The organism is Klebsiella sp. C239, assembly GCF_048822715.1.
GTDB lineage: Bacteria > Pseudomonadota > Gammaproteobacteria > Enterobacterales > Enterobacteriaceae > Klebsiella > Klebsiella quasipneumoniae.
In genome coordinates, this window is record NZ_JBMEZK010000002.1 from 281,001 (window position 1) to 305,280 (window position 24,280).

General features: G+C 59.9%; 28 protein-coding genes and 1 riboswitch. Of the genes, 8 read left to right on the plus strand and 20 right to left on the minus strand.

Annotated features, from left to right (window positions below; all coding sequences use genetic code 11):
- Window positions 1-30: 30 nt before the first annotated feature.
- From cobU to pduF, 20 genes are all read right to left on the minus strand, one after another.
- Complete coding sequence (cobU, locus tag ACOI6Z_RS06480) at window positions 31-576, minus strand: bifunctional adenosylcobinamide kinase/adenosylcobinamide-phosphate guanylyltransferase (protein WP_065812356.1); 546 nt, start codon at window positions 574-576, stop codon at window positions 31-33.
- Window positions 570-2,093 carry a cobyric acid synthase gene (locus tag ACOI6Z_RS06485; RefSeq protein WP_065812357.1) on the minus strand — a complete coding sequence of 508 codons (1,524 nt, stop codon included), beginning with the start codon at window positions 2,091-2,093 and terminating at the stop codon, window positions 570-572. The genes cobU and ACOI6Z_RS06485 overlap by 7 nt, the downstream gene beginning before the upstream one ends.
- A complete protein-coding gene (locus ACOI6Z_RS06490; RefSeq protein ID WP_420687081.1) occupies window positions 2,090-2,905 on the minus strand; it encodes an energy-coupling factor ABC transporter ATP-binding protein in 816 nt (271 codons plus the stop codon). The genes ACOI6Z_RS06485 and ACOI6Z_RS06490 overlap by 4 nt, the downstream gene beginning before the upstream one ends.
- A gap of 8 nt (window positions 2,906-2,913) precedes the next feature.
- The gene (locus ACOI6Z_RS06495) at window positions 2,914-3,591 is read right to left on the minus strand and encodes an energy-coupling factor ABC transporter transmembrane protein (RefSeq protein ID WP_014839396.1); all 678 of its coding nucleotides are present in this window, start codon (window positions 3,589-3,591) and stop codon (window positions 2,914-2,916) included.
- Window positions 3,578-3,859 (minus strand): energy-coupling factor ABC transporter substrate-binding protein, encoded by a 282-nt coding sequence (locus ACOI6Z_RS06500; RefSeq protein WP_004105092.1) that lies wholly within the window; start codon window positions 3,857-3,859, stop codon window positions 3,578-3,580. The genes ACOI6Z_RS06495 and ACOI6Z_RS06500 overlap by 14 nt, the downstream gene beginning before the upstream one ends.
- Before the next feature lies 1 nt (window position 3,860).
- Window positions 3,861-4,598, minus strand: a complete 738-nt coding sequence (cbiM, locus tag ACOI6Z_RS06505; RefSeq protein WP_048335175.1) for a cobalt ECF transporter S component CbiM — start codon at window positions 4,596-4,598, stop codon at window positions 3,861-3,863.
- On the minus strand, window positions 4,595-5,308 hold the full coding sequence (locus ACOI6Z_RS06510; RefSeq protein ID WP_023290868.1) for a cobalt-factor II C(20)-methyltransferase: 714 nt from the start codon (window positions 5,306-5,308) through the stop codon (window positions 4,595-4,597). The genes cbiM and ACOI6Z_RS06510 overlap by 4 nt, the downstream gene beginning before the upstream one ends.
- The gene (gene cbiK, locus ACOI6Z_RS06515) at window positions 5,305-6,099 is read right to left on the minus strand and encodes a sirohydrochlorin cobaltochelatase (RefSeq protein WP_014226628.1); all 795 of its coding nucleotides are present in this window, start codon (window positions 6,097-6,099) and stop codon (window positions 5,305-5,307) included. The genes ACOI6Z_RS06510 and cbiK overlap by 4 nt, the downstream gene beginning before the upstream one ends.
- Before the next feature lie 10 nt (window positions 6,100-6,109).
- A complete protein-coding gene (locus tag ACOI6Z_RS06520; protein ID WP_004105100.1) occupies window positions 6,110-6,895 on the minus strand; it encodes a cobalt-precorrin-6A reductase in 786 nt (261 codons plus the stop codon).
- Window positions 6,892-7,617, minus strand: a complete 726-nt coding sequence (locus ACOI6Z_RS06525; protein WP_004124467.1) for a precorrin-3B C(17)-methyltransferase — start codon at window positions 7,615-7,617, stop codon at window positions 6,892-6,894. Before ACOI6Z_RS06525 ends, ACOI6Z_RS06520 begins: the two co-directional genes overlap by 4 nt.
- Window positions 7,617-8,672 carry a cobalt-precorrin 5A hydrolase gene (cbiG, locus tag ACOI6Z_RS06530; RefSeq protein ID WP_049013369.1) on the minus strand — a complete coding sequence of 352 codons (1,056 nt, stop codon included), beginning with the start codon at window positions 8,670-8,672 and terminating at the stop codon, window positions 7,617-7,619. Before cbiG ends, ACOI6Z_RS06525 begins: the two co-directional genes overlap by 1 nt.
- Entirely contained in the window at window positions 8,653-9,426 is a 774-nt protein-coding gene (locus ACOI6Z_RS06535) for a cobalt-precorrin-4 methyltransferase (protein WP_060591996.1), read from the minus strand. Before ACOI6Z_RS06535 ends, cbiG begins: the two co-directional genes overlap by 20 nt.
- Window positions 9,419-9,988, minus strand: a complete 570-nt coding sequence (locus tag ACOI6Z_RS06540; protein ID WP_032453946.1) for a decarboxylating cobalt-precorrin-6B (C(15))-methyltransferase — start codon at window positions 9,986-9,988, stop codon at window positions 9,419-9,421. Before ACOI6Z_RS06540 ends, ACOI6Z_RS06535 begins: the two co-directional genes overlap by 8 nt.
- Complete coding sequence (locus ACOI6Z_RS06545; protein WP_060591999.1) at window positions 9,978-10,583, minus strand: cobalt-precorrin-7 (C(5))-methyltransferase; 606 nt, start codon at window positions 10,581-10,583, stop codon at window positions 9,978-9,980. The genes ACOI6Z_RS06540 and ACOI6Z_RS06545 overlap by 11 nt, the downstream gene beginning before the upstream one ends.
- Window positions 10,577-11,716, minus strand: coding sequence for a cobalt-precorrin-5B (C(1))-methyltransferase CbiD (gene cbiD / locus ACOI6Z_RS06550; protein ID WP_065812360.1), 1,140 nt, complete (start codon window positions 11,714-11,716; stop codon window positions 10,577-10,579). The genes ACOI6Z_RS06545 and cbiD overlap by 7 nt, the downstream gene beginning before the upstream one ends.
- The gene (locus ACOI6Z_RS06555; protein ID WP_065812361.1) at window positions 11,713-12,345 is read right to left on the minus strand and encodes a cobalt-precorrin-8 methylmutase; all 633 of its coding nucleotides are present in this window, start codon (window positions 12,343-12,345) and stop codon (window positions 11,713-11,715) included. Before ACOI6Z_RS06555 ends, cbiD begins: the two co-directional genes overlap by 4 nt.
- Window positions 12,346-12,355: 10 nt before the next feature.
- Window positions 12,356-13,315: an adenosylcobinamide-phosphate synthase CbiB gene (gene cbiB, locus ACOI6Z_RS06560; RefSeq protein ID WP_065812362.1), complete on the minus strand. Its 960-nt coding sequence runs from the start codon at window positions 13,313-13,315 to the stop codon at window positions 12,356-12,358.
- Window positions 13,312-14,691 carry a cobyrinate a,c-diamide synthase gene (locus ACOI6Z_RS06565; RefSeq protein ID WP_065812363.1) on the minus strand — a complete coding sequence of 460 codons (1,380 nt, stop codon included), beginning with the start codon at window positions 14,689-14,691 and terminating at the stop codon, window positions 13,312-13,314. The genes cbiB and ACOI6Z_RS06565 overlap by 4 nt, the downstream gene beginning before the upstream one ends.
- A gap of 87 nt (window positions 14,692-14,778) precedes the next feature.
- Window positions 14,779-15,070: riboswitch (cobalamin riboswitch) on the minus strand.
- Window positions 15,071-15,371: 301 nt separating this feature from the next.
- Complete coding sequence (gene pocR, locus ACOI6Z_RS06570) at window positions 15,372-16,283, minus strand: transcriptional regulator PocR (protein ID WP_023290877.1); 912 nt, start codon at window positions 16,281-16,283, stop codon at window positions 15,372-15,374.
- A 188-nt stretch (window positions 16,284-16,471) separates the two neighbouring features.
- Entirely contained in the window at window positions 16,472-17,272 is an 801-nt protein-coding gene (gene pduF / locus ACOI6Z_RS06575; RefSeq protein ID WP_004105118.1) for a propanediol diffusion facilitator PduF, read from the minus strand.
- Between the two features lie 525 nt (window positions 17,273-17,797).
- Here pduF and pduA point away from each other — a divergent pair.
- Genes pduA through pduJ form a run of 8 tightly spaced genes read left to right on the plus strand, consistent with a single transcriptional unit; the run spans window position 17,798 to window position 24,278 of the window.
- The gene (gene pduA / locus ACOI6Z_RS06580; protein WP_001183618.1) at window positions 17,798-18,082 is read left to right on the plus strand and encodes a propanediol utilization microcompartment protein PduA; all 285 of its coding nucleotides are present in this window, start codon (window positions 17,798-17,800) and stop codon (window positions 18,080-18,082) included.
- Window positions 18,079-18,891 carry a propanediol utilization microcompartment protein PduB gene (pduB, locus tag ACOI6Z_RS06585; RefSeq protein WP_004105122.1) on the plus strand — a complete coding sequence of 271 codons (813 nt, stop codon included), beginning with the start codon at window positions 18,079-18,081 and terminating at the stop codon, window positions 18,889-18,891. Before pduA ends, pduB begins: the two co-directional genes overlap by 4 nt.
- An 18-nt stretch (window positions 18,892-18,909) precedes the next feature.
- The gene (gene pduC, locus ACOI6Z_RS06590) at window positions 18,910-20,574 is read left to right on the plus strand and encodes a propanediol dehydratase large subunit PduC (protein ID WP_004105132.1); all 1,665 of its coding nucleotides are present in this window, start codon (window positions 18,910-18,912) and stop codon (window positions 20,572-20,574) included.
- A 10-nt stretch (window positions 20,575-20,584) separates the two neighbouring features.
- Window positions 20,585-21,259, plus strand: a complete 675-nt coding sequence (gene pduD / locus ACOI6Z_RS06595; RefSeq protein WP_004105135.1) for a propanediol dehydratase medium subunit PduD — start codon at window positions 20,585-20,587, stop codon at window positions 21,257-21,259.
- A 14-nt stretch (window positions 21,260-21,273) separates the two neighbouring features.
- On the plus strand, window positions 21,274-21,795 hold the full coding sequence (gene pduE / locus ACOI6Z_RS06600; RefSeq protein WP_016809888.1) for a propanediol dehydratase small subunit PduE: 522 nt from the start codon (window positions 21,274-21,276) through the stop codon (window positions 21,793-21,795).
- Window positions 21,796-21,810: 15 nt separating this feature from the next.
- Window positions 21,811-23,643 carry a propanediol dehydratase reactivase alpha subunit PduG gene (pduG, locus tag ACOI6Z_RS06605; RefSeq protein ID WP_065812364.1) on the plus strand — a complete coding sequence of 611 codons (1,833 nt, stop codon included), beginning with the start codon at window positions 21,811-21,813 and terminating at the stop codon, window positions 23,641-23,643.
- A complete protein-coding gene (pduH, locus tag ACOI6Z_RS06610) occupies window positions 23,633-23,983 on the plus strand; it encodes a propanediol dehydratase reactivase beta subunit PduH (protein WP_050533537.1) in 351 nt (116 codons plus the stop codon). The genes pduG and pduH overlap by 11 nt, the downstream gene beginning before the upstream one ends.
- Window positions 23,984-24,002: 19 nt before the next feature.
- Window positions 24,003-24,278: a propanediol utilization microcompartment protein PduJ gene (pduJ, locus tag ACOI6Z_RS06615; protein ID WP_001057755.1), complete on the plus strand. Its 276-nt coding sequence runs from the start codon at window positions 24,003-24,005 to the stop codon at window positions 24,276-24,278.
- The last annotated feature ends 2 nt before the right edge of the window (window positions 24,279-24,280 follow it).

Below are 24,280 nucleotides of genomic sequence, written 5' to 3' on the forward strand. Positions count from 1 at the left end.
AAGAATAACGCCCGGTACGGCGCGCCTGGCCTATTTGATTTTTACGCCAATGCCCGACACCACCAGCCACACCTCGTCCGCCGCCGCCGCCAGGCGCTGGTTGACGCGCCCGGCGATATCGCGGAAATGACGGGCAAGACGGTTTTCCGGCACAATCCCCATCCCTACCTCGTTGGTCACCAGCACCACGCGGGCCGGGCAGCGCTGGCAGGCGGCAATCAGTACCGCGATTTCGGCGTCGATCGCCCGCTCCATCGCCGCATAATCCCAGCCGTCCGGCGAGCTGTCGCCCCCCAGCGCAAACAGCAGGTTGGTCACCAGGGTGGTGATGCATTCCAGCAAAATCGCCTCCTCCGGGGCGATATCCGGGGTGATCAGCTCATCAAGCTGCCGCCAGCGCTCGGCGGTGCGCCAGTGCGCGGGCCTGCCGTCGCGGTGGTGCTGGATCCTCGCCGCCATCTCGTCATCAAAGATCTGCGAGGTGGCGATATACAGTACCTGCGGCGCATGGGCGATCAGCGCTTCGGCATGGCGGCTTTTACCGCTGCGCGCCCCGCCGGTCACTAAAGTCAGCATACGGGCTCCTGATGTTGACGCATGATGGCGTAGATTTTTTCGATATCAATATGCTGACGCATCGCGTCCGCCAGCAGATCGAACTGGCGCGATTTATACTGTGCATACTCGAAATCGCTATCCAGCGCCGCCAACCCTTTACGCTGGCGCAGGCCGTTAACCAGCGCGCGGGTAAAGGCATCGCTATCGAACAGGCCGTGCAGATAGGTGCCAAACGCCAGGCCATCATCGCTGACCGCGCCGTCCGCCACGCTCAGGCCGCCTTTATGTAATTGCATCAGCGAACGACAGCCGTCGCGCAGCTCGGTTTCGCCCATATGAATTTCGTAGCCGCTTACCGCCAGCCCCGCCGTTGCCGCCAGCCACGCCGGCAGCGCCGGAGCCAGAGTCGCCGTGACCTGGGTCGTCGTTTTGCTGTGCGCAAAGTGGGTGACGGTATTGAGCAACCCCAGCCCCGGCTGGGTGCCAAGCCCCGACTCCACCTCATCGATAATGGTTTCGCCGAGCATCTGATAGCCGCCGCAGATCCCCAGCACCGGTACGCCCTGACGCCGGGCCTGCAGTACCGCATGCGCCATGCCGCTCTCGCGAAGCCAGCCGAGGTCGCCGAGCGTATTTTTACTGCCCGGCAGGATCACCATATCCACGCCCGCCAGCTCCTGCGGCTGGCGAACATAGCGGACGCGGACGTCCGGCTGCGCCGCCAGCGCGTTGAAATCGGTAAAATTAGAGATGTGCGGCACCTGAATCACGGCAATCTCAATATCGCGCCTGTCGGTGCGCAGATATTTCCCTTTTTGCAGCGCGACGCCGTCCTCATCTTCAAGATCGACGTCCAGCCACGGCATGACGCCGAGCACCGGGACGCCGGTGAGCGCTTCTATCTGCTCGATCCCGGAATACAGCAGCGCCACGTCGCCGCGAAATTTATTGATAATCACGCCCTTGACCCGCGCGCGCTCGCGATCGTGCAGCAGCGCGAGCGTGCCGTAGATAGAGGCGAAGACGCCGCCGCGATCGATATCCGCCACGAGGATCACCGGGCACTGGGCCATCTCGGCCATGCCCATATTGACGATATCGCGATCGCGCAGATTGATCTCCGCCGGACTGCCCGCCCCTTCCAGCACCAGCACATCATGTTCGGCGGCCAGGCTGTTATAAACCGCGAGGATCTGTTCGCGCAGGCGCGGTTTATATTCGTGATAGCTCACCGCGTCCATATCGGTCGCCACCTTGCCCATCAGCACCACCTGCGCTTTGCGGTCGCTGGTCGGCTTAAGCAGCACCGGGTTCATGCGCACGTCCGGCGCGATCCCCGCCGCTTCGGCCTGGAAAATCTGCGCGCGGCCCATCTCTTTGCCATCCGGCGTGATACCGGAATTAAGCGCCATATTCTGCGATTTAAACGGCGCGGTGCGCTGCCCGTCCTGATAAAAGATGCGGCACAGCCCCGCGACCAGCACGCTTTTGCCGACGTCAGAAGCGGTGCCCTGTAACATAATTGCCAGCGTCATGACGCCTCCTTCATCGCGTTGCTTCGCATCCGCGTAAAAAATTCTTCTTCGGTTTTACACAGCGGCAGCCCGAGCTGCGCGTGCAGTTTCACCAGCCACGGCTGGGTGAGCCCGGCCCGGGCCATCAGTTCGCTGCGGGCAAACACCTCCCCGGGTTCGCCGTACGCCAGCACTTCGCCGCGGAGTAACACGTAAACCGCATCGCTGATTTCATAGATCAGATCGATATCGTGGCTGGAGATCGCCACGTGGTTGCCCCGATCGGCAATACGCTTAATGATGTCGATCATCTGCGCGCGTCCCGAAGGATCGAGACCCGCCGTCGGCTCGTCGAGCAGTAAATAGCGCGCCTGCAGCACCAGCGCGCCGGCTATCGCCACGCGCTTTTTCTGCCCGTGGCTCAGGCACTGAATCGGCTGGTGACGAAACCCCTGGGCATCGACGAGAGTCAGGGCATCGTCCACCCGGCGGGCAATTTCCTCTTCCGCTACGCCCAGATTCCGCAGGCTAAAGGCGATATCGCTGTCGATATCGGTATAGAAAATCTGCTGGTCAGGGTCCTGGAAAACGGTCGCCACTTGCTGACGCAGCGCCAGCAGGCCGCGCTTGCTGTAGTCCAGCGGTTTTCCCTGCCATAGCACCGCCCCGCTCTGCGGGCGCAGCAGACCGCTCAGGTTCATAAACAGCGTGGATTTTCCGCAGCCGTTCGCCCCTACCAGTCCGGTCACGGCGTGATGGGAAAAATCCAGCGTCAGCCCCTTCAGCACCGGCTCGTCCTGATAGCGAAACCAGAGATCGGTCGTGGCAAGCATACTTATCCTTAAAGGTGAAAATCACCCTGATACAGTTTGATATCCAGCGTGGTGCTCATCTGCTGGTAGCGGATCATCACCCGGGTAAACAGCAGTCCTACCAGCATCGCCAGCGAACGATAGCCCTTCGGCACGCTACGGTAGCCAAAACGTAATGTTTGCGCACGGTGAATCGCCAGCGCTTCGTCTAACAGAATAAAAATAAAGCGCCAGGTTAGCAGGATTTGCTCGGTCAGCAGCCGCGGCACCCGCCCGCGCTTGAGCAGCACAATAAGCTGCGGGAACGGCAGATTCAGCACCAGCCAGAAGGTGGACGCCAGCGCCGCCAGGCTGCGCCAGAAGGTCTGATTGGCGGTCGTCAGCCCCTCCGATGTGATGCCCAGCCAGACGCTGCCCAGCGGCAGGCTCACCAGCAGATCCTGCGGATTGCGGCTAACACTGAACAGAATGGTCAGCACACCGATCAGCAGGAAGCCAAACGGCAGCGCCATCCAACGGCACCAGCGCCACGGCGAGACCCGCAGCAACCAACAGGTTAAGGCGGCAATCAGCGCCATTTCGATACCCTGCCCCAGCGGAGGCAGGGTAAATGCCAGCACCATCAGCAGCAGCCAGAACAGGAACTTGCGCTCCGGCGCGACGTGAAACCAGCGGCTCTGATAGCTGAGCCGGTCAAACCCGGTCATCACGGCGCTGTCTGCCTTTGCTGTAGCCCAGAATATAGAAAATGACCGCCGCGCCGAGAGAGCCCTGGAGCGTAAACAGCAGGCTCTCAATTTCTCCGCTCGCCGGTTCGTACAGCGGCTGGAACCACGGCTCATAATGCGGCGCGACCACCTGAATCTGGCTCTCCGCCTCGCCGTCTGAACCGCCGAATTCGCCGCCGTGATCGACAAAGAACGGCAGGATCACCAGCGCCACCACCATGGCGAACAATATCAGCGTCTTTTTCATGTTAATGCCCCTGTGCGGTAATCAGCTGACGTTTGGTCAACTGGTCGTAGATCATGACGGTTAACAGCCCTTCAGCAATGGCGATCGGGATCTGCGTCAGGCAGAAGATCCCCATAAACTTGACGATCGATCCGCTCGCGCCAGCGGCGGGATCCGGGAAGGCCACGCCGAGTTGTACGGAGGTGACAAAGTAGGTCACCAGATCCGCCAGCATCGCGCAGAGAAACACCCCGACGTCGCGGCGAATGCCCGCGCGGCAGGCCATTTTCCACACCATATAGCCGACCACCGGCCCGATGACCGCCATCGACATGCCGTTCGCGCCGAGCGTCGTCAGCCCGCCGTGCGCCAGCAGCAGCGCCTGGAACAGCAGCACGATGGCGCCAAGGATCGCCACCACGCCAGGCCCGAAGAGAATCACCGCCAGGCCGACGCCGGTCGGGTGGGAACAGCTGCCGGTTACGGAAGGAATTTTCAGCGCCGAGAGGACAAAAATAAACGCCCCGCACAGCGCCAGCAGCACCTTCTGATTGTTATCTTCCTGCACAATGCGGCGCAGGCGCACCAGCCCGTACCACAGGCAGGGTAAAAACAGCAGCCACCATGCCAGGGCCCACATCGGCGGTAAAAACCCCTCCATGATGTGCATCGCGAAAGCCTTTTCAGGAACCACTATCAGCAATAGCGCCGCAGCTAACCCGCTGAAAGACAGCTGTTTTAGCTGTTGTTCACGTTTCATTCTGCATACTCCCACTGTTTATTGACCAGAATGGTCGAGAAATAGGGCAGCGGCTGGTCGTCGCTGACGTCACGGAGATGGCGCCAGCACTGCTCGCCCGGCAGCGTGGCTTCAGACATCATCAGCGCGGCATCCAGCAGACCGTTTTTCGCCAGCAGCGCTTTGATGCGGGGAAACCGCCCGTACACTTTCATCAGCACCAGGCTTTCATGCTGGCGCAGCGCCTGCTCGATTTCCGTTTCCGGCGCGGTGCAGGAGATCACCGCCAGCGATTGCTGCTCCATGGCCAGCGGCGTTTTTGAACGCGCGGCAATGGCGGCGAAAGAAGTGACGCCGGGAACAATCTCCAGCCACTCCGGGCAGCCGATACGCTGGAGTAAGAACACCCAGGTACTGAACAGCATGGCGTCGCCGAGGGTAATAAAGCCGACCTGCTTGCCCGCTTCCACTTCCTGAACCAGCGCCGCGGCAACCTCATCCCACACCGCCTCTTTTTCCGCGCTGTCGGCGCTCATCGGGAAATGGCAGCAGCGTACTTCGGTCCGTTCGCCGATATACTCGCGCACGATGGAGAGCGCGAGGCTGTCGCCGCCTTTACGTCCGGCGGGCGCGTAGAGAATGTCCAGCGTGCCCAGCACCCGCGCCGCGCGCACGGTGATCAGGTCGGCGGCGCCAGGACCGGTACTTAAGGCATACAGTTTGCCGCTCATGCCGCCTCCTCCATTGCCAGGCTCAGCGCCTGCTGCAGGTGAGCGACAAACATTGCGCGCACCGCCGGATTCTCTCCCAGTCCGTTCAGCCAGGGCGTCGCCGTAATGCCGGCGGCGTTGAACAGCGTTTTCCAGGAGTCCTCTTCGTCCGAGGCCATATCGTTAATGGCGTGATCGCCGGCCACCAGCATCAGCGGCATCAGGTGCACGCCCTTCACCCCCTGCCGACGCAGGCTGTCGATAAGAATATCGACTTCCGGATAGCTCTCGACCGCGCCGACCCGCGCCGGAAATCCCTTCGCCGTCATCATATGATCCAGACAGGCGTAGGCGGCGAAAGCGTGATGGCTGGCGCCGTGGCCCATAAAGACCACCGTTTCATCGGCGGCAAGCGGCGGCATCTGCTGGCGCAGCGCCTGCATCAGCTGGACATAATCGTGATGGCTGCTCAGCAGCGGCGCCCCCAGCGTCAGGCGGAGGAACAGCGGGCGCAGGCTTTGCACTTCGCGGACGATCTTTTCATACTCATCGCCGTTGATAATGTGCAGCGACTGAATCGCCACATCCTGGTAGCCCTGCTCGGCCAGCTTCTGCAATGCCTGCAGCGGCGTATCAATCTCAATACCGTCGCGCTGTTTGAGCTTGCGGATAATCATCCCGGAGGTGAAGGCGCGAAACGTGTCGCGGTCCGGACAGCTGGCCGCCAGCTCGCGCTCGCAGGCGACGATGTTCTTTTCACAGGTGTCGGGATAGCTGGTGCCAAAACTGACCACCAGAAGCGCTTTTTTCATTTCTGACTCCTTAAGCAGCGGCCAGCCAGCGCGATAAGCGCCGGGCAAAGGCAGCCTGACTTTCCAGTAACTCTTCACCCGTCACCAGCGGCGCCGGGCGCGTAATCACGATGCAGGGGATACCGGCATCCAGACAGGGTTGTACTTTTTCCTGATAGCCGCCTTCGGCCCCGGAGGCTTTGGTGATCACCACGTCGGCCCGGCACTGGCGGTAGAAAGCGGCGTTGAACGCGGCGCTGAACGGCCCACACAGGGCGAAAATCTCGCCTACGCCAAACCCCAGCGCGGCGCATTGGGCGATGACATCGGCGACCGGCAACACCCGGGCCAGCAGCGTTTTGTCACCTAATCCCGCCCGCCAGCGCGCCAGATCTTTACTTCCCGTGGTGAGCAGCACGCGCTGGCCGAAACGCCGCGCCACCTCGCAGGCTTGTTCAATGCTCTCCACGGTATAGAGCAGCGGATGCGTCAGGCCGCTCAGCTGCTCTGGGCGCTGATAGCGGCTCAGCAGCACGCCGGCGGTTTCACAGGCCCGGACGATATTGCGGCTTACCGCTTCGGCGTAGGGGTGCGAAGCATCGATCACCCAGCGGGTCCGGTTAGCCTTCAGCCAGGCGATCATCTCCTCCAGCTCGAGGCGCCCGCAGCGCACCTGGCCGCGAATATCCCCCGCCAGCTGCTGACCGGTGGGCGTCGCCACCGACAGGGTGTATGGGACCTGCGCCGCGTCAAGCTGCTGACACAGCGCCCTCGCGTCGCTGGTTCCGCCCATCACCAGCACCTCGCCGTGGCTCACAGCACGTAGCCTCGCGGCGTGATCATCAGGCCATCCTGGATATACGTCGCTTTGTTGCCGACGATCACCAGGCTGGTCATATCGACCGGTTCAAAATCCATCTCCCCCAGGGTGGTCAGCCATTTCTCCTGTTTTTTACGTCCGGCGGATTTCACGACCCCCACCGGGGTCTGTGCGCTTTTACTGGCCGACAGCAGCTCAAAGGCGCGCGCCAGATGGCCCTCGCGGCCGCGGCTGCGCGGGTTGTAAAAACAGATCACGAAGTCGGCTTCCCCGGCGGCGACGATGCGCTTTTCAATCACCGGCCACGGGGTCAGCAGATCGCTGAGGCTGATATGGCAGAAGTCGTGCATCAGCGGCGCGCCCAGCAGCGAGGCGGCGGCAATGCTGGCGGTCATTCCCGGGATCAGGCGGACTTCCACATCCAGCTTCTGCTTGCTGACCAGTTCGAGCACCAGGCCGGCCATGCCGTAAATACCGGCGTCGCCGCTGCTGATCAGCGCCACGTTGTGCCCGGCCTGCGCCAGCTCAATCGCCGCCTGGCAGCGCTCAATCTCTTTGCACATCCCGGTTTTGATCACCTGCTTATCGCCGGTAAAGGCTTTCACCAGGTGCGTGTAGGTCTTATAGCCAACGACGATTTCCGCCGCCTGCAGCGCTTCAATGGCCTCCATGGTCATCATGGACTGCGAGCCAGGGCCGATTCCGATTACGCTTAACATCAGTGTGAAACTCCCAAAGTAATAGTGACGCCCTGTTCGCGCAGGGTTTCGCCTAACAGTTGCCCATGGCTCAGCAGCCAGGCCGCCGGACCGGATACGCTCCCCACGCCGACGGTTTTTCTGACGAACGATGAAGCGGGAAAGTGATGCTCATGCTCGCGCAGGGCATCAGCGGGAAAGGTTTCGAACGGTACGCGACAGCAGGAAGCCAGCTGAATCAGCCCCTGCTCGTGCTTCTTCAACGTGACGCTGCCGATAGCTTTCAGCGCCAGCGGATCCAGGCGCTGCGCCTCAAGCTGGCGCGCCAGCAGCGCCGCTAATAGCGGGAATGGCGTATCGCGGCGGCAGCCAATTCCGGCGACCACCCGCTGCGGCACCAGCTTCCAGTGCGGCACGGCGATCGGCGGCAGTTCGTTGCGCAGCGTGACGCAGACCAGCGCGTCCAGCTCGGGAAGCTGGTGCAGATCGGTCACGGTGATAAACCCCCGCCGGTCGCAGTGGCGGACGTCTTCATCCAGCTCGTCGTCCCACCACAGGCCGACGCGGTGATGGCTGACCAGCATCTGGTTGACGGTTTTCACCGCCGCGCGGAAGTCGCTCATCCGGGCATTAAGCTGGAATGCCAGGGTATCCAGGGCCGCCATCTCGTTGACGTCGGTGGCGGTGGTGATCACCGGGTCGGCGCCGAGCATCCCGGCCAGATAGCGGCTCAGGGCATTCGCGCCCCCCGCATGGCCGGAAAGCAGGCTAATGACGTGCTGGCCGCGTTCGTCGATCACCACCACCGCCGGATCGCTGAACTTATCATTGACCAGCGGGGCCAGCACGCGTACCGCGATCCCGGTGGCGCCGATGAAAATCAGCGCCGAATAGCTGCTGAAGGCCTCGCGCGCGGCGCTGGCAAAACCGTTTTCAAAGGGAAGAAACCCCTCTTCCAGCAGCTTCTCGCTGGTAAAGCAGGTTAACGGCAGCATCGCCGCCAGCCGTTTCGCCAGCCGAACGCCCCCTGGCGTCAGGCAGAAAAGCGCGATTGATTCAGGCTTTACGGTATTCATGGCTAAAGTCCGCCGCGTAGAGTTTTGAGTAGTGATACTCAGCGCCCAGGAAATTCCCGACCAGAATGAGCGCCGTTTTGCGGATCCCCGCCTCGCGTACCTTGTCGCCGATATCCGCCAGCGTACCGCGTACGGTCTGGCTTTCCGGCCAGGTCGCTTTATAGATCACCGCCACCGGCGTGGTTGCCGGATAGCCGCCTTCCATCAGGCGCTCCGCTACCCGGTGAATGCGCTGCACGGAAAGGTAAATCGCCATTGAAGTCTGATGGCTGGCAAATGATTCAAGCTGCTCGCGCGCCGGCACCGGCGTGCGCCCTTCAAGGCGGGTGATGATCAGGCTCTGGGAAACTTCCGGCACGGTGTACTCGACGCCCAGCTCCGCCGCCGCGCCCAGAAACGCGCTGACGCCCGGCACCACCTGCCAGTCGATACCGCGTTTGGTCAGCTCTTCGCCCTGCTCGCGGACCGAGCCGTACAGCGACACGTCCCCGGTCTGTAAACGCACCACCGTTTTCCCGGCCTTAACGCCGGCTTCCATCAGGTCAAGAATTTGCTCCAGATGCAGTTCGGCGCTGTCGTGACACTCGGCCCCAGGCGGGCAGTACTCCAGCAGCGCGGTGTTAATCAGCGACCCGGCGTAGATCACCACCTGGGCCTGCTGCAGCAAGCGGTAGCCCTTGAGGGTAATCAGCTCACGGTCGCCCGGCCCTGCGCCAACGAACCACACACAACGGGGGTCAAATGTCTCAGCCATGGTTTTCTTCCTTCTGACAGGCGATAACAAAAACGGGATTATTCGGTTTGAAATAGTGGCCGCTGCCCAGCGAGGTCAGCGATGAAACGTTCAGCTGCAGGCAATCAACCTGTTCGATTCCCTTCAGCCGCAGATAGTCGAGAGCGGCGTTCAGGTTCTCCTGCAGGATAAAGGTCATCACCAGGCGACCGCCGGGGTAGAGCTGCTGCCACGACCAGTCAATCAGTTCGTCGAGGCGGCCGCCGCTGCCGCCCATAAAAATGGCGTCGGCCCGCTCGGTCATCACCATCGGCGCTTCGCCGGGCAGGATCTCAATGTTGCCGCAGGTGAAATGCTGGCGATTTTCGTCCAGCAGCCGGAGAGCCGCGGGGTTGCGTTCGATGGCGGTTACCTGCAAAGAGGGATACTGCAGCGCCGCCTCAATCGACACGCTGCCGGTACCGGCGCCGATATCAATCAGGTGGCTTGCCCGGTGCAGTTCAAGTTTGGCCAGCGCCAGCGCGCGAACCGCTTCTTTGGTCATCGGCACCTTCTCGCCGCGCAGAAAAAGCTCATCTTTCATCGAGGATCACCACCGCGTTCATCTCATATTCGGCATCGACCTCACTGACCGGTAGCCAGTGGATCCGCTCGTTATCCATCGCCAAATTTTCGCCAATCACCATCCAGCGATACCCTTTACCCCGCGCCGCCAGCTGGGCGGCGATTTCCCGCGGCCCGCAGCGCCCGTCGGTCACCATCGCCACCTTGCGCTGGCGCGCCAGCTCATCAAAACAGACGTCCCGCCCGTGGCTGCTGGTCAACCAGATATCGTTCATATCGATACCGGCCTTCGCGCAGAGATACTGCACCGCGCTGATGCCGGGAATAATGCGCACGCGCTCGATGCCAAAGTGGGCGATCAGCCGCGTACCGATGCCGTAAAACAGCGGGTCGCCGGAGGCCAGCACCACCACCTTCTGCGCTGCGCGTTCGCCGAGCCAGACCAGCAGTTCGGCAATATTGGCGCCCAGCGCAAACCGTTCGCCGCGAAATCCGGGGAACTGCTGCAAATGCCGCTTACCGCCTACCAGCGCATCCGCACTGGCGACCGCATCTTGCGCCGCCGGCGTCATCAAATGCAGGCCTGACGGCCCCATGCCAACCACCGTTAACATGACATCTCCCGCGCAATCTCGGCCACCGGGCGATTGCTGCCGAGGACCTTGTTATCAAAGGAGAACATGATGGCGTCGCAGACGGGCGGCGTTTTGGTAAAACGCAGCATCTGCATCACCCGCAGGCAGATGCGTTCAGCAAGATGGTTATAGATAGGCTGAAAACCGTACGCGTCAATGTGCTCCATCGCCGCTTCGGTGGTATCGCATTCGCTCACCAGTTGCAGCAACGCCAGCGGCGCCCCCAACAGCGCCAGATGCGCGACCAGCGTTTCCATGCGCGCATCGGCGATATGGCTGTGGGTGTGGAAGATCCCGGCGGCGACTTTAATCAGCTTGCCGGGATGGCCAATCAGCACAATCTGACGGAACCCGAGGCGCACGGCCTCTTCAATCATGTAGCCGACGAAGTTGCTCATGGTGACCACCACCTGCGAGTCGATGCCCATCTGCTCGCGTACGAAGCGTTCACCGTGGTTGCCCGGCACCAGCACCACCCGCTCCAGCCCCGCCGCGCGCTTAATTTCCAGCTCCAGCGAAAGCGAACGCTTCCAGCTCTCTTCCGACATCGGCGTCACGATACCGGTGGTGCCGATAATCGAGATACCACCCAGGATCCCGAGCCGCGAGTTATAGGTTTTCTGCGCCCGCGCCTCGCCTTCCGGGGCGAAAATCTCTACCGTCGCCCCACGCGACGGGCCTATCGCTTCGCGCACCGCCGACTCAATGGTGTGGCGCGGGGTGCGGTTAATCGCCGGGCTGCCGATGGGCAGGCCGATCCCTTTGCGGGTGACCGTGCCGACGCCTTCGCCGCCGCGCAGGGTAATCTCGCCGGAGTCGTCGAGCGTCACGCGGGCGAAAATCAGCATGCCGTGGGTAGCGTCAACGTCATCGCCGCCGTCTTTACGAATCGCGGCGATCGCCTGCTGCCCTTCGACGTGCGGTGATTCGACGTTAAGGCACAGGGTGACGCCGGAAGGAGTCACAATGGAGACCTGATGAATGAGGTGCTGGCGCATCACCATCAGCGCCGCGACCTTTGCCGCCGCCGTCGCGCAGGATCCGGTGGTATAGCCTTTGCGCAGCGCCTTGCCGTTGTGCCATACCGGGTTGTCGAAGGATTGCTCGCTCATCTCGCCCCCTGTAAGTGGTACAGAATGGCGTTGACGATAGCGGCGGCGACGTTGCTGCCGCCTTTACGACCCAGCGCGGCAATGCCCGGCAGGCCGCTCTGCGTCAGGGCCTCTTTCGACTCCGCCGCGCCGACGAAGCCGACCGGCACGCCAATCACGCCGTTGACCGCGACGTCATGCTCCAGCAGACGAAACAGCGCGGTGGGCGCATTGCCGAAAACAAACACCTTCTCGCCCTCTTCGGCGACCGCAATATCGACCGCCGCCATGGAGCGGGTCATCCCCTGCGCTTTGGCCTCCGCCGCCACCCGCGGATCGCTGATATAGCAGCGGCACTCGCCGCCGAATTTCGCCAGCAGGGTTTTATTGATCCCGGAAAGGGCCATGGTGGTATCGGTATAAAGCGTGCAGGGCTGGCTCAGGGCGGCGCTTAAGCGAGGAAGCACGTCGGGTGAAAACCACAGGATATCCAGCCAGTCAAAATCGGCGGTGGTGTGGATCACCCGCTTGATAATGGCTTCGTGTAGCGGGCTGGCAAAGCGGTAGTCCGGGCGGGTCTGCGCAATAATGTCGCCAATAATGTCGAAGCTTTTCGCCTCAATCGCCTGCGGTTGCTGGATATAGTGCATTCATTTGTCCTCAGGCAGCGCCGACCAGCCAGAACCGGACCGCCATAAACAGCGCCAGCGCCAGGGTCGAAGACACCCACATCAGTCGAATCGTTCGGGAAATATCGTCTACGGAAATATCGCGCGTCGCCTCGCCAATCCACGGCTTCTCCACGCGCTGTCCAAAGTAATCGTTAGGGCCGCCAAGCCGGATGCCGAGCGCCCCGGCGACGGCGGCCTCCGACCATCCGCAGTTTGGGCTGCTGTGGTTGTAGCGGTCACGCCAGCCGATGCGCAGCGCGCGGCCGCCCGCTTCACCGCAGAGGAGCGCGGCGAGGCTGATAAGCAGCCAGCTCAGGCGAGCGGGGATAAAGTTGGCGACATCATCGAGGCGGGCGCTGACCATGCCGATGGCGCGGTATTTTTCGTGCTTATAGCCGACCATCGAATCCAGGGTGTTGACCGCTTTATAGGCCATCGCCAGCGGCGCGCCGCCGAGCAGCAGGAAGAAGAGCGGCGCGATAATCCCGTCAACGGTGTTCTCCGCGACGGTTTCCACCACCGCGCGATTAATCTGCTGCGGCGCAAGCTGCGTCGTGTCGCGCCCGACAATCCATGAGAGTTTGACGCGGCTTTCCGCCAGATCCCCCGCGCGCAGCGGGCGCTCGACGTCCCGCGCCGACTGCGCCAGGCAGCGTCCGGCCAGCACGGTGAAAATCATCCAGACCTCAACCAGCCAGCCAAGCCACGGATGAATCCTCTGCGCCAGCGTCAGCACGCCCCAGCAGACGCTCCACGTTAGTCCGACCACCACCAGCCACATCACCCCGCCGCCGACGCGCAGGGCGACATCGCTCCGGCAATAGCGGCGCACGCCGCGCTGAACGGCGGCGATCAGGCTGCCAATCCAGCGCACCGGATGCGGCCAGCTCTGCGGATCGCCGATGATAAAATCGAGGAGCCAGGCAACGCCCCATGCCAGCAGCGTCATAGCGCGCTCCTTGCCGCAGCCAGCCAGTGGTTGAGCATGGTGGGACGCTGCGCAAAGTGCAGGTGCAGATAGCTGGCAAACGTGTTGCCTACCTGCCAGCCGCCGGACCACTGCTGAAGGGTCATACCGTCGCGGACCTTGCGGCAGGCCAGAACCGCCGGGGACTCGGGAGTAAAATCCGAGTAGTGAAATTCATGTCCGCGCAGGGTTTCGCCGGGCGCCGCCAGCAGCGTTTGCCGCATCGCCCGCGCCTCGCAGTAGCCAAAGCGGGTAAGCCGTTTACCCATCTTGCTGTGGCCGGGGATCAGGTTGGCCATCGGGTAGATATCGCCGCTGGCGTCTTCCAGGGAGCTGCCGAGATACATCAGACCGCCGCACTCGGCGTAAATCGCCACCCCGCGCCGGTGCGCCTCCCGCAGCTGCGCCAGCATCGGCGTATTGGCCGCCAGCGCGGCAGCATGAATTTCCGGATAGCCGCCGCCGAGCCAAATCATCTGGCACGGTGGCAGCTCGCTATCGTGCAGCGGGCTGAAGCGCACGATATTCACTCCGCAGCGTTCAAGCAGCGAGAGGTTATCCGGGTAGTAAAAGTTGAAGGCCTCGTCGTCGGCCAGCGCCAGCGTCAGGCCCGCGCCAGCATCAGGAGACGGCAGCGCCGGCCACTCCCCGGCGGGCAGGATGGAGAGCTGGCTGAGGGTAAGAAGCTGTTCAATATCCAGCGTTTGCGCCAGCGTTTGGGCAAAATCGCGCCACGGCTGCTGGTTAACCAGCGACTCGCGGGCGGTAACCAGCCCCAGATGGCGTTCGGGTAACGCCACCCCTTCCACTCGCGGTACGTAGCCGAGCACCGGCAGCCCGCAATAGCGTTCAATGGCGCCTTTGAGAAGCTGATAATGGGATTCGCTGTTGACGCGGTTGACGATAACGCCGGCAATGTTGAGGCTGGGGTCGAAGTGTTGAAATCCCATCACCGTGGCGGCGATGGAGGTGGAAACCGCTTTGCCATCTACCAGCAAAATGACCGGACAGCCGAGCTGTTTAGCCATCGCGGCGGTGCTGCAGTAGCCAGGGTCGGTACCGAAGCCGTCATACAGCCCCATCACGCCCTCAATGACCGCGATATCCGCCCGCTGCATCTGTTCGCAAAATAGCGCGTTAAGCACCGGCTCCGGGAGCATAAAGCTGTCGAGGTTGCGGGAAGCGACGCCGCTGACGGCGGTGTGCCAGCCGGTGTCGAGGTAGTCCGGGCCGACTTTGCAGGGCTGAACCCGCATGCCGCGCTGCTTCAACAGGCTGAGCAGGCCAAGCGTGACCGTAGTTTTACCACAACCGCTGCCGGTTCCTGCGAGAATAAATGCGTGCTGCCTGGCTGCCATACCCCGATCCTGTGCCGGGTGGTAGGGCTGCGTGCATTCCCAGTCTTTCGACTGTACGCATCTGAGCAACCCACTTCCCACCGAAGTTGTTGATTATTACCGACAGGCAGGTCTTCTGGCTTAGCGTCGTCCTCTCCCATCCTTCCCAATCCGCTAAGCAGATCAGTGGTCATACCCGTCATACTTCACGTTGTATGTGCGTTGGCTTTACTTGTTCACCCCAGTCACTTACCTGTGTAAGCTCCTGGGTATTCACTCGCTTGCCGCCTTCCTACAACGCGAATTATTTAGCGTATATATGGGTTCGTCAGCATCACAGCAGCGGGGGCTGCGGGGGATTCACACCCCCTTCCCTGGCGCCTGTCGGTTTAGTCCGTCATGATTCGAGGGGGATGAAACCCACTCGAATGATTCCCGGAACATTTTACGGAAGCTGGATGGCTCCCGTCGTGTTTAATTTTTAATTACCAAAGCCGTTTCATTACGCCGATGGCGCGCTGAAAGCCATTTCGGATATCACTCTATCCCATCAAATAAATAAAAACTGGTGCAGTTTATCGTTCTCTCATTATTATTTTGTTGCGCTATGACAATTTATTGCTGTGAATGAGATATTTTCATTTTAGAATGAGCAGGATATGCGGGTATAACAAAAACTGGCGATAACAAATTATTGTCATTTAAACTGACTCAGTTTGTGATCTGGCGTTAATTTGCTGGCGATAGGCCTGCGGAGTCACCTGATAGGCCTGGCGAAAAACTTTGCAAAAATAGCTGGTTTGCGAAAATCCTAAATTCCGCGCAATGCTGGCGATGCTCCAGTCGCTGTGGCATAGCAGCTCTTTGGCGCTCACCATCCGCTGATGGTTCACCCAGGCATTAAAGCCGATACCCTGATATTTTTTGAACAACTTACTGAAGTAATAGGGGCTGAGATAGACGTGAGCGGCGACGTCTTCCAGGCGAAGCTCGTCGGATAAATGGGCGTCAATGTAGCGCAGCGCCTTCTTCATTTTGCTGTCATGAGGGCTGGCGACCCGGCTGGCGCGCGCAGGTTCCGGCTGCTGGGGATTATCTTTAATCACCACAAAGTTGAGCTGTTTTTTCAGGCAGTTTTCGACGATAAGCTTCAGTAAATCAGCAGAAGCAATCACTCTGGCGTAGTCCATTTCCGGCACGTCGCGAAACGCTTTAAGCAGCTCAGGGTCGGCCTGCCAGCGGTCATCCACGTTGAGGATATCGACCAGTTCAACATCGTTGCTTAAGCGCACCTGGCCGCAAAGCACAAAGCCCACAAGGTGACCGGCAATGACCAGAGGAATGGAGAAATCGGTTAACCCGGCGTGGCAGCGGTAGATACAGAGCTGATCGGTTTTAGACGCCTCAAGCCCGCCGCAGCGGTCGCTCATTCGACAGCGGGTGCTGTGCTGGGGATGCTGGCGCATCAGCTGGCAAAAAGGGGTGAAGTTAAACAGTTCAGATATTTCATCACCATGAATATTGACGACCACCACCGCCAGACTGGTGGCCTGCGCAAAATCCTGTGCGATTTTATTAATGAGTTCTGAGTTCAGTGTGCTCGCAGAAATCATGATAAAACCTCTCAGTTAATTTTTTGTTATAAATAAAACATTTCTTTAATATTTACTTCCTTTCATCATCCATTGCCGCCAACGATAAAAGAATAATACGATAGCAAAAGTCTCCCATCCGTGGGAGACGTTTTTGGCGAGTTCGTGATACCGGTTCATGAAAATTTTTGGCTATTTCAGCCGTGACCTTAATCCTCTAATTTACAGGTATTACACGGTAGATTATTACCAATCAGATAACGATAGATGGCCGCGCCGAGACAAGCACCGATCAGTGGCGCAATAATCGGCACAATAAAGTACGGAATATCCCTTCCGCCGGTCATCGCGATATCGCCCCAACCCGCCATCCACGTAAACAGCTTCGGCCCAAAATCACGCGCCGGATTCATCGCAAAGCCGGTCAGCGGCCCGGTTGAAGCGCCAATGACCGCCACCAGCAGGCCGATCAGCAGCGGGGCCAGCGGCCCTTTCGGTACGCCGTTGCCGTCGTCGGTCAGCGCCATAATCATCCCCATCAGCATGGAGGTGATCACCACTTCAACCAGCGCCGCATGCCAGATGCTCAGCGATGCCGCCGGGTAGGTGCTGAAAATACTCGCCAGCTGCAGGCTCTCTACGCTGCCGCGCGCGATATGGTGGGCGGATTCAAACTCGGTAAACATCGTGCTGTACAGCACATAGGCCAGCACCGCGCCGCCAAAGGCGCCGGCAACCTGTGAAACGATATAGGGGAAAACTTTTCGGCCGGGAAAGCAGGCAAACAGCCATAACGCAACGGTCACCGCCGGGTTGAGATGCCCGCCGGATATTCCCGACGTCAGATAGACGGCAAGCGAGATCCCCAACCCCCAGATAATGCATATCTCCCACAGTCCGAGGCTGGCGCCCGCTACCTTTAACGCGCTCAGGCAGCCGATGCCGAAAAACAAAAACAGCCCGGTGCCCAGAAACTCGGCGGTACATTGCGCTTTTAACGAATCATTCATTATGACACCTTCTTAGCAGAGTTCGTGTCCTGACCAGCCAACCTCCTGCTGGCAGTAGAGTACAACGGGCACCACTATATGAACTCCCGTCCGCAAATTGTTGGCAACCTGCTGACGGCAGCCTCCGGAAAATTCGGGCATCAATAACAAATTATTGTCATTAAATAACGCAGAATTGCATTGCTCACGCGCGGCTTTCGCCATTATGCCACCGCCATGGCATGCAAAAATATTGCTAAAACCAGTTCAACGTTTTCCAACAAACATCACAAATCAGTTTCTCGCGCATAGCAGATTAAATTAAAATCGTCATGAACAAATTTGTAAATATGGAATATACAAAACAAGATAATCACATCAGAATAAATAAAAATAACAAATAACATCAAGCAGTTAAATAAATAAACGACAATTTTATATTATCCAATACCCACTATTTTTTCACCATCACATTGAAGTCAGCCATTCTTTTTCCTCGCATCTTCTTATAGTCCCCACTATCGGAACACTCCATGCGAGGTCTTTATGCAACAAGAAGCACTAGGAATGGTAGAAACCAAAGGCTTAACCGCAGCCATAGAGGCCGCTGATGCAATGGTTAAGTCAGCCAATGTGATGTTAGTGGGCTATGAAAAGATTGGCTCCGGGCTGGTAACCGTCATCGTGCGCGGCGACGTTGGCGCAGTAAAAGCGGCCACCGATGCGGGCGCCGCCGCCGCACGTAACGTGGGTGAAGTGAAAGCCGTACACGTCATCCCACGCCCTCACACCGATGTAGAAAAAATCTTACCGAAGGGAATTAGCCAATGAGCAGCAATGAGCTGGTTGAACAGATCATGGCTCAGGTGATTGCCCGCGTGGCAACGCCGGAACAGCAGGCCATCCCTACTGAAAACCATCCAATACGAGAGACGGCTATGGCAGAAAAAAGCTGCAGTTTAACGGAATTTGTCGGGACCGCTATTGGCGACACCCTGGGTCTGGTTATCGCCAACGTCGATACCGCCCTGCTGGACGCGATGAAGCTTGAAAAGCGCTATCGCTCCATCGGCATTCTCGGCGCCCGCACCGGCGCTGGCCCGCACATTATGGCGGCGGACGAAGCGGTGAAAGCCACCAACACCGAAGTGGTCAGCATTGAGCTGCCGCGCGATACCAAAGGCGGCGCGGGCCACGGTTCGTTGATTATTTTAGGCGGCAACGACGTGTCCGACGTTAAGCGCGGGATTGAAGTGGCGCTGAAAGAGCTCGACCGCACCTTCGGCGATGTTTACGGCAATGAAGCCGGACATATCGAGCTGCAGTACACCGCCCGCGCCAGCTACGCCCTGGAAAAAGCCTTCGGCGCGCCGATTGGCCGCGCCTGCGGCATTATCGTCGGCGCACCGGCCTCCGTTGGCGTGCTGATGGCCGATACCGCCCTGAAGTCAGCCAACGTGGAAGTCGTGGCGTATAGCTCTCCGGCGCACGGCACCAGCTTCAGTAACGAAGCCATCCTGGTGATTTCCGGCGACTCCGGCGCGGTCCGCCAGGCAGTCACCTCCGCGCGCGAAATCGGTAAAACCGTCCTTGCGACCCTCGGTTCTGAACCGAAAAACGATCGCCCGTCCTACATCTGATACCCACGAGGCTGATTCATGAGATCGAAAAGATTTGAAGCACTGGCGAAACGCCCTGTGAATCAGGACGGCTTCGTTAAGGAGTGGATCGAAGAAGGCTTTATCGCGATGGAAAGCCCGAACGATCCGAAACCGTCGATAAAAATCGTTAACGGCGCGGTGACCGAGCTGGACGGGAAACCGGTGAGCGATTTTGACCTGATCGACCACTTTATCGCCCGCTACGGTATCAACCTGAATCGCGCCGAAGAAGTGATGGCGATGGATTCGGTCAAGCTGGCCAACATGCTGTGCGATCCGAACGTTAAACGCAGCGAAATCGTCCCGCTGACCACCGCGATGACGCCGGCAAAAATTGTCGAAGTGGTTTCGCATATGAACGTCGTTGAGATGATGATGGCGATGCAGAAAATGCGCGCCCGCCGCACCCCATCCCAGCAGGCGCACGTCACCAACGTCAAAGATAATCCGGTACAGATTGCCGCCGACGCCGCCGAAGGCGCATGGCGTGGATTTGACGAACAGGAAACCACCGTTGCGGTAGCGCGCTACGCGCCGTTCAACGCCATCGCGCTGCTGGTCGGCTCGCAGGTAGGCCGTCCGGGCGTACTGACTCAGTGCTCGCTGGAAGAAGCCACCGAGCTGAAGCTCGGCATGCTGGGCCACACCTGCTACGCCGAAACCATCTCCGTCTACGGTACCGAACCGGTCTTTACCGACGGCGACGACACGCCGTGGTCGAAGGGTTTCTTAGCCTCCTCCTACGCCTCTCGCGGTCTGAAAATGCGCTTCACCTCCGGCTCCGGCTCCGAAGTGCAGATGGGCTACGCCGAAGGCAAATCCATGCTTTACCTGGAAGCGCGCTGCATCTACATCACCAAAGCCGCGGGCGTACAGGGCCTGCAAAACGGTTCCGTTAGCTGCATCGGCGTGCCGTCTGCGGTACCTTCCGGCATTCGCGCGGTGCTGGCGGAAAACCTGATCTGTTCGTCGCTGGATCTGGAGTGCGCCTCCAGTAACGACCAGACCTTCACCCACTCCGATATGCGTCGTACCGCGCGCCTGCTGATGCAGTTTCTGCCGGGGACCGACTTTATCTCTTCCGGTTATTCCGCGGTGCCGAACTACGACAACATGTTCGCCGGTTCCAACGAAGATGCCGAAGACTTTGACGACTACAACGTCATCCAGCGCGACCTGAAGGTGGACGGTGGTCTGCGTCCGGTTCGCGAAGAAGATGTTATCGCCATCCGTAATAAGGCTGCCCGCGCGCTGCAGGCCGTTTTTGCCGGAATGGGGCTGCCGCCGATTACCGATGAAGAAGTGGAAGCCGCGACCTACGCCCACGGTTCGAAAGATATGCCGGAACGCAACATCGTCGAAGACATCAAGTTCGCCCAGGAAATCATCAATAAAAACCGCAACGGCCTGGAAGTAGTGAAAGCGCTGGCGCAGGGCGGGTTCACCGACGTTGCCCAGGACATGCTCAACATCCAGAAAGCCAAGCTGACCGGAGACTATCTGCATACCTCCGCAATTATCGTCGGCGATGGGCAGGTGCTGTCAGCCGTCAACGACGTTAACGACTATGCCGGTCCGGCAACGGGCTATCGCCTGCAGGGCGAACGCTGGGAAGAGATTAAAAACATCCCTGGCGCTCTTGATCCCAACGAGATTGATTAAGGGGTGAGAAATGGAAATTAATGAAAAATTGCTGCGCCAGATAATTGAAGAAGTGCTCAGCGAGATGAAGGGCAGCGATAAACCCGTCTCGTTTACTGCGCCAGCGGCCTCCGCGGCGCCCCAGGCCACGCCGCCCGCCGGCGACGGCTTCCTGACGGAAGTGGGCGAAGCGCGTCAGGGAACCCAGCAGGACGAAGTGATTATCGCCGTCGGCCCGGCTTTCGGCCTGGCGCAGACCGTCAATATCGTCGGCATACCGCATAAGAGCATTTTGCGCGAAGTCATTGCCGGTATTGAAGAAGAAGGCATTAAGGCGCGCGTGATTCGCTGCTTTAAATCCTCCGACGTGGCCTTCGTCGCCGTTGAAGGCAATCGCCTGAGCGGTTCCGGCATCTCTATCGGCATCCAGTCAAAAGGCACCACGGTGATTCACCAGCAGGGGCTGCCGCCGCTCTCTAACCTGGAGCTGTTCCCCCAGGCGCCGCTGCTGACCCTGGAAACCTATCGCCAGATTGGTAAAAACGCCGCCCGCTATGCGAAACGCGAATCGCCGCAGCCGGTCCCGACGCTGAACGACCAGATGGCGCGGCCAAAATACCAGGCGAAATCGGCCATTTTGCACATTAAAGAGACCAAGTACGTGGTGACGGGCAAAAACCCGCAGGAACTGCGCGTGGCGCTTTGATAAAGGATAACTCCATGAATACCGACGCAATTGAATCGATGGTGCGCGACGTATTAAGCCGCATGAACAGCCTGCAGGGCGAGGCGCCGACGGCAGCTCCGGCGGCAGACGGCGCGTCCCGTAGCGCAAAGGTCAGCGACTACCCGCTGGCGAACAAACACCCGGAATGGGTGAAAACCGCCACCAATAAAACGCTGGACGACTTTACGCTGGAAAACGTGCTGAGCAACAAAGTTACCGCCCAGGATATGCGTATTACCCCGGAAACGCTGCGCTTACAGGCTTCTATCGCCAGGGACGCGGGCCGCGACCGGCTGGCGATGAACTTCGAACGCGCCGCCGAACTGACCGCGGTACCGGACGATCGCATTCTTGAAATCTACAACGCCCTCCGCCCCTATCGCTCGACGAAAGAGGAGCTGCTGGCGATCGCCGACGATCTCGAAAGCCGCTATCAGGCGAAGATTTGCGCCGCTTTCGTTCGCGAAGCGGCCACGCTGTACGTCGAGCGTAAAAAACTCAAAGGCGACGATTAATTACAGGGGTATGTGATGCGATATATAGCTGGCATTGATATCGGCAACTCATCGACGGAAGTCGCCCTGGCGACTCTGAATGAGGCTGGCACGCTGACAATCACCCACAGCGCGCTGGCGGAAACCACCGGGATCAAAGGCACGTTGCGTAACGTGTTCGGTATTCAGGAGGCGCTCGCCCTCGTCGCCAGAGGCGCCGGGATCGCTGTCAGCGATATTTCGCTCATCCGCATTAATGAAGCTACGCCGGTGATTGGCGATGTGGCGATGGAAACCATAACCGAGACCATCATCACCGAATCGACCATGATCGGCCATAACCCGAAAACGCCCGGCGGCGCGGGGCTTGGCGTGGGCATCACCATTACGCCGCAGGAGCTGTTAACCCGCCCGGCGGACGCGCCCTATATCCTGGTGGTGTCGTCGGCGTTCGATTTTGCCGATATCGCCAGCGTGATTAACGCTTCCCTGCGCGCCGGATATCAGATTACCGGCGTCATTTTGCAACGTGACGATGGCGTGCTGGTCAGCAACCGGCTGGAAAAACCGCTGCCGATTGTTGACGAAGTGCTGTACATCGACCGCATTCCGCTGGGAATGCTGGCGGCAATTGAGGTCGCCGTCCCGGGGAAGGTCATCGAAACGCTCTCTAACCCCTACGGCATCGCCACCGTATTCCACCTCAACGCCGAGGAGACGAAAAACATCGTCCCGATGGCTCGCGCGCTGATTGGCAACCGTTCCGCCGTGGTGGTCAAAACGCCATCCGGTGACGTCAAAGCGCGCGCGATACCCGCCGGTAACCTTGAGCTGCTGGCCCAGGGCCGGAGCGTACGCGTAGACGTTGCCGCTGGCGCCGAAGCCATCATGAAAGCGGTCGACGGCTGCGGCAAGCTCGATAACGTCGCCGGCGAGTCGGGGACCAATATCGGCGGCATGCTGGAACACGTGCGCCAGACCATGGCCGAGCTGACCAACAAGCCCAGCAGCGAAATATTCATTCAGGACCTGCTGGCCGTCGATACCTCGGTGCCGGTGAGCGTCACCGGCGGTCTTGCCGGGGAGTTCTCGCTGGAGCAGGCCGTGGGCATCGCCTCAATGGTGAAATCGGATCGTTTGCAGATGGCGATGATTGCCCGCGAAATCGAGCAGAAGCTCAATATCGACGTGCAGATCGGCGGCGCCGAGGCCGAAGCCGCCATTCTGGGCGCGCTGACCACGCCGGGTACCACCCGACCGCTGGCGATCCTCGACCTCGGCGCAGGCTCCACCGATGCCTCCATCATCAACCCCAAAGGCGACATCATCGCCACTCACCTCGCCGGAGCTGGCGATATGGTGACGATGATTATTGCCCGCGAGCTGGGGCTGGAAGACCGCTATCTGGCGGAAGAGATCAAGAAGTATCCGCTGGCCAAGGTGGAAAGTCTGTTCCATTTACGCCACGAGGACGGCAGCGTGCAGTTCTTCTCCACGCCGCTGCCCCCCGCCGTATTCGCCCGCGTCTGCGTGGTGAAACCGGACGAACTGGTGCCGCTACCCGGCGACTTAGCGCTGGAAAAAGTACGCGCCATTCGCCGCAGCGCCAAAGAGCGGGTCTTTGTCACCAACGCCCTGCGCGCACTGCGTCAGGTCAGCCCCACCGGCAACATTCGCGATATTCCGTTCGTGGTGCTGGTCGGCGGTTCGTCGCTGGATTTCGAGGTCCCGCAGTTGGTCACCGATGCGCTAGCGCACTACCGCCTGGTTGCCGGGCGGGGAAATATTCGCGGCAGCGAGGGCCCCAGAAACGCGGTGGCCACCGGCCTGATTCTCTCCTGGCATAAGGAGTTCGCGCATGGACAGTAATCACAGCGCCCCGGCTATTGTGATCGCCGCCATCGACGGTTGCGACGGCCTGTGGCGCGACGTGCTGCTGGGTATCGAAGAGGAAGGCATTCCTTTCCTGCTCCAGCATCACCCGGCCGGGGATGTCGTGGACAGCGCCTGGCAGGCGGCGCGCAGCTCGCCGCTACTGGTGGGCATCGCCTGCGATCGCCATACGCTGGTCGTGCACTACAAGAATTTACCCGCATCGGCGCCGCTTTTTACGCTGATGCATCATCAGGACAGTCAGGCCCAACGTAACACCGGTAATAACGCGGCACGGCTGGTCAAAGGGATCCCGTTCCGGGATCTGAATAGCTAAGCAACAGGAGAACAGCAGTATGAATAACGCACTGGGACTGGTTGAAACAAAAGGGTTAGTAGGCGCCATTGAGGCCGCCGATGCGATGGTGAAATCGGCCAACGTGCAGCTGGTCGGCTACGAAAAAATTGGCTCGGGTCTGGTGACCGTCATGGTTCGCGGCGATGTCGGCGCGGTCAAAGCGGCGGTAGATGCGGGCAGCGCGGCGGCAAGCGTCGTAGGCGAAGTGAAATCCTGCCACGTGATCCCGCGTCCGCACAGCGACGTTGAGGCCATTTTACCGAAATCAGCCTGATT